The sequence below is a fragment of the Desulfonatronospira sp. genome (assembly GCA_003563255.1).
In the GTDB taxonomy this organism is placed as follows: Bacteria; Desulfobacterota; Desulfovibrionia; order Desulfovibrionales; family Desulfonatronovibrionaceae; genus Desulfonatronospira.
This window is the reverse complement of sequence record PWSL01000416.1, coordinates 1-4273: the sequence shown is the minus strand read 5'-3', so window position 1 is coordinate 4273 and position 4273 is coordinate 1. Positions and strand designations below refer to the sequence as shown.

5 protein-coding genes, 1 tRNA gene and 1 pseudogene are annotated in these 4273 nt (G+C 50.6%); all 7 read left to right on the top strand.

The genetic code is table 11. From position 1 onward, the window contains the following. Positions 1–578 precede the first annotated feature (578 nt). Positions 579–655 (top strand) — tRNA-Pro (locus QZP87_RS12180). A 274-nt stretch (positions 656–929) separates the two neighbouring features. Beyond that, entirely contained in the window at positions 930–1397 is a 468-nt protein-coding gene (locus QZP87_RS12175) for an NAD(P)H-dependent oxidoreductase (protein ID WP_291323195.1), read from the top strand. Then, on the top strand, positions 1398–2033 hold the full coding sequence (locus tag QZP87_RS12170) for a cyclase family protein (protein ID WP_291323194.1): 636 nt from the start codon (positions 1398–1400) through the stop codon (positions 2031–2033). Beyond that, positions 2023–2223: a DUF4160 domain-containing protein gene (locus QZP87_RS12165; RefSeq protein WP_291323193.1), complete on the top strand. Its 201-nt coding sequence runs from the start codon at positions 2023–2025 to the stop codon at positions 2221–2223. Before QZP87_RS12170 ends, QZP87_RS12165 begins: the two co-directional genes overlap by 11 nt. Positions 2224–2236: 13 nt before the next feature. Then, positions 2237–2551 carry a DUF2442 domain-containing protein gene (locus QZP87_RS12160; RefSeq protein WP_291323192.1) on the top strand — a complete coding sequence of 105 codons (315 nt, stop codon included), beginning with the start codon at positions 2237–2239 and terminating at the stop codon, positions 2549–2551. A gap of 43 nt (positions 2552–2594) precedes the next feature. Continuing rightward, positions 2595–2885: a hypothetical protein gene (locus QZP87_RS12155; RefSeq protein ID WP_291323191.1), complete on the top strand. Its 291-nt coding sequence runs from the start codon at positions 2595–2597 to the stop codon at positions 2883–2885. Between the two features lie 103 nt (positions 2886–2988). Next, positions 2989–4273, top strand: a pseudogene (locus QZP87_RS12150) (restriction endonuclease subunit R); the annotation flags it as partial.

Here is a 4273-nt window from a genome sequence, read left to right as displayed (position 1 = left end):
TATGATGCACCTGCAAAAAGTCGGAGAATGAAAAATTTAGATATCAAAAATCTACATAACTCTTTGATTTTAATGACATCTGACATCTGACATCTGATCTCTGATCTCTGATCTCTGATCTCTGATCTCTGATCTCTGATCTCTGATCTCTGACATCTGATCTCTGACATCTGACATCTGACATCTGATCTCTGACATCTGTGACTGCAAAAATGACTTTTTGCAGTCACATCTGGTATAACAAGCCATGAACTTTATTTGTGACTTACTCCTGAAACCCTGCCTGCCCCTTTAAACAACGCTGAAAGCGTTCCTGTGGAGCAGGGTTCAACTGGGGTCATAAAAAAACAAGAAAAATTTGAACCACGCGAAGCGCGTGGCAGGCCAACCGCTCCGGTTGAATGCCCTTCGGGCTTGCTCTTCGAGCAATTCAACTGGGCAGGCAAAGTACGCAAAGTTTAAGAGACGAAGCAGAGGTATTTCCTGTCTTCCTTGGCGACCTTTGCGCCTTTGCGTGAGAAGATGTTTTTGGGTTGCGGGCAAAGCCCGCGTTAGTGTCGTTGTAGGGTTAATTACAACGGGAAGTGGCGCAGTCTGGTAGCGCACCTGCCTTGGGAGCAGGGGGCCGCTGGTTCAAATCCAGTCTTCCCGACCATATATTTCAGGGGGTTACGGTGAAAATCGTACCCCTTTTTTCTTGTCAAAATACGCCGGGGTACAAGCTGGGGTAGTAATAAGTTTTTGCTTGGATGACTTTTCCGCAGCATGCAAGGACCAGGTACGAAGGCAGACCCTGCGGCAAAAAATTTCGGACGCAGGCCCGACAGGATCAAAGTTTTGCCAAGAAATGAACAGACTGGTGAAAAACATGGCGAACCAGGTTGCGTACAAATGACAGGATGGAGTAAATCTCCTGGTCACCGTGTTCAATGCCGTTTCCAGTCCAAGCCACAAGCCTGCCCATAAGGAAAGATAAAATCTGTACCGGATTAAAGGACGGCATGACCCTTCTGTATCCAGATGTGTCTGGATCCATGGGCATGGTCCTGGTGTCGCCCACACACAACTACAATATCACGGCATGGATGAAAGCGTTTATCGACCGTTTGTACTGTTATTATGATTTTGATGATCACCGTCCCAGGGGTTATGGGAGCCGCTCGGCGGGTCAAGGGAGAAAACTCGCGCTGGCTGCTGTTTGTGAACAGGTGGATGAGGCGGACATGGGATTTACCATGACTGCCATGCGAGCTCCTCTTGACGCCCTGGGATACGAGATCACAGGGGAGCTGCCGGTTTATGGCATTTTTGACCGGGGCAAAGTAAAGCAGGAAGAAAATGTTGTGTCCCAAGCACAGAGGCTTGGAGCGGACCTGGCCAGGTCCTTGAGGCAATAGATGAAAATAATTGATCTCAGCCATCGTATCGAGCCCGGCATGCCGGTGTATCCGGGTACAGACGCCCCGGTGCTCGAGCGCCCGTTTGACCTGGACAAGGACGGCTTTGCGGAGACAAAGCTATCCCTTATGTCACACACCGGTACCCATATGGATGCCCCGGCCCATATCCTGGACAGGGGAAAAACTCTGGACCGCATGCCCATTTCGGCTTTTTACGGACAGGGGGTATGCTTTGACGCTAAACCGGAGCAAATGGAAATCGCCGCCCAGGACCTGACGCCTTACGAAGACATGATTAAAACAGCGGATTTTGTTTTGTTCAGGACCGGATGGTCCCGGTTGTGGGGCACTGCAGGCTATTTTGAAGGATATCCGGTTTTAAGCCCGGAGGCGGCGCACCGTTTGAGCGAGTCCGGACTCAAGGGTGTCGGCTTTGATACCATATCAGCGGACGGCCCCGCAGACACGTCCTTTCTGATTCACGGGATACTCCTGGGTAAGGACATGATCATAATTGAAAACCTGGCCAATCTGGACCAGTTGCCCCGGGCAGGATTCTCCATAGCCTGTTTTCCGCTGCATTTTTCCGGGGCCGACGGTTCGCCTGTCCGGGCGGTGGCGTTTGTGGGCTGACAGGGGGGAGTATGGTAGCGAAAAAGTGGCCATAGAAATTGAGACGTTGCGTATACTTGAAGGGCACCTGGCACCCCGGGCGTTGGGCCTTGTAATCGAATGGGCTTCACAGCACAGGGACGAATTAATTCAAAACTGGGAATTAGCGAGAAACAACCAGGCACCAAGAAAAATTGAGCCGTTAAAATAGTGAGGTAAAGGTCATGATAAAAGATGTAGTTTCTGCCATTTATAAAGGTGGGTATAAAATTGAGGTGACTTTTGAGGATGGTCTCACAGGTATCGTGGATTTTTCCAGGTATTTAAACCAGGGGGGCGTTTTTGAAAAATTTAGAGATATAGAGTTTTTCAAAAATTTCAGAATAAATAGAGAACTCGGGGTGCTGACCTGGGGGGATGAAGAAGTGGATATTGCCCCGGAAATTCTTTATGCTGAAGCTACCAATACTCCTCTTCCAGAGTGGATGAATCCGCAACAGGGTTCCTCTGAGAATTTGACGTATCAGAAGAGCTCGTAAGTCAAATGGCTGATCTTTTTTGATTCATGGGAGCAGTCTTGCTATGGTGGTCTTGGTAACAGTTCATTTTTCTGGGAACCCTACACAGGATGAACAGCAGGCAATGATTCAGGCCGCAAAGAGTTTTGCCAAAGATCCAGATAAGGTTGAGGTGGTAGAGGACAATGAATCCAGGAACAAGCTGACAGCTGTTTTCAGAATGAAAAACGAGGCTGCATATAAGGCTGTCGAGAAGGTGTGGCCGAGGTTCAAAATGAGCACACCATCCAGGATCGATATGAGCGTTCGGTTTGAACAGGAAAAGGCCTACGACCTGCGCACCAATAAACGATAAGTACCAACATCTCGAACCACGCGAAGCGCGTGGCAGGACGCGTGGCTGTCAACCCAACAACAAGGCAAACTGCTCATGAGCAATTATGTCCAGCATGGACGATATGGATAAAGCAAGCCTGCTTCAGGCTCTAAAAAGCGCTGAAGCCGAGTGCTTAAGGTTGCGCGCGGAGAATGAACGCTTGAGAGCCAGGCTTGGGCTTGCCCCTGAGATTCTGGAAGACGACCAATCAAAACCCCCTTCAGTCTCAACTTCCTTGCAGGACCCGCACCAACCTTCGTCAGCATCTGTATCCCGCAAATCCTCTCCGGAAGAGAAAATCGCCCTGTTTCGCCAATTGTTTCGGGGCAGGGAAGATGTCTACCCTGTCCGCTGGGAAAACAAACAGGGCCGAAGCGGCTATACCCCGGCCTGCGCCAATGAATGGAAAAGACCCTTATGCGGCAAGCCAAAGGTAAAATGCGGCCAATGCGAAAGCCGCCTTCTGAAACCAGTGACTGACCAGGTTGTTTTTGATCACCTGGCCGGCAACCAGACCATAGGAGTGTATCCACTTTTGCCGGATGACACCTGCTGGTTTCTGGCGGCTGATTTTGATAAAAAGTCCTGGCAGGAAGACGCCGCTGTATTTCTGGAAATTTGCAGGGAGATGGAGATTCCGGCATCACTTGAGCGTTCCAGGTCCGGCAACGGAGGTCACGTCTGGATTTTTTTCAATAGTCCGGTTACGGCCCATAATGCCCGCAAGCTTGGATGCGCGGTGCTCACCAGGGCCATGGGACGCAGGCGGGAACTGGGTTTTGATTCCTATGACCGCTTCTTCCCCAACCAGGACACATTGCCCAAAGGCGGCTTTGGCAATCTTATTGCCCTGCCTCTGCAATATTATCCTCTAGCCAGGGGGCACAGTGTTTTTATTGACTCCTCTTTGCAGCCATACCCGGATCAATGGGCTTTTCTGTCCGGGGTCAACACAATGAGTCCGGCAGATGTGGAGGCTTTAGTCCATGAGGCCGGTCAAAGAGGTGCAGTAGTTGGAGTGCCGGACAGTGTTGAAGAAGACACAAGGAGACCCTGGACCCTGCCTCCTTCAGGTAAAAAGCCTCCAGAAGGTGTGTCCGGACCATTGCCCCGGGAAGCATCACTGATTCAGGGCAACCAGATTTACGTGGTAAAAGGAGGATTACCAGCAGAAGTGCTGAACCGTTTGACCAGGATGGCCACCTTTCAGAACCCCGAGTTCTACAGGGCTCAGGCCATGCGCTTATCAACTTTTGGCAAGCCCAGGATAATTAACTGCGCAGAAGAGTTTCCCGACCACCTGGCTCTGCCCCGGGGGTGCCTGGAAGAAGCCCTGGAATTTTTGAAGAGCCTGGGGGTCCGGGTTA

Coding starts and splice junctions, on each gene's coding strand:
- QZP87_RS12175 (WP_291323195.1), top strand. CDS start 930: ATGCCGTTTCCAGTCCAAGCCACAAGCCTGCCCATAAGGAAAGATAAA.
- QZP87_RS12170 (WP_291323194.1), top strand. CDS start 1,398: ATGAAAATAATTGATCTCAGCCATCGTATCGAGCCCGGCATGCCGGTG.
- QZP87_RS12160 (WP_291323192.1), top strand. CDS start 2,237: ATGATAAAAGATGTAGTTTCTGCCATTTATAAAGGTGGGTATAAAATT.
- QZP87_RS12155 (WP_291323191.1), top strand. CDS start 2,595: ATGGTGGTCTTGGTAACAGTTCATTTTTCTGGGAACCCTACACAGGAT.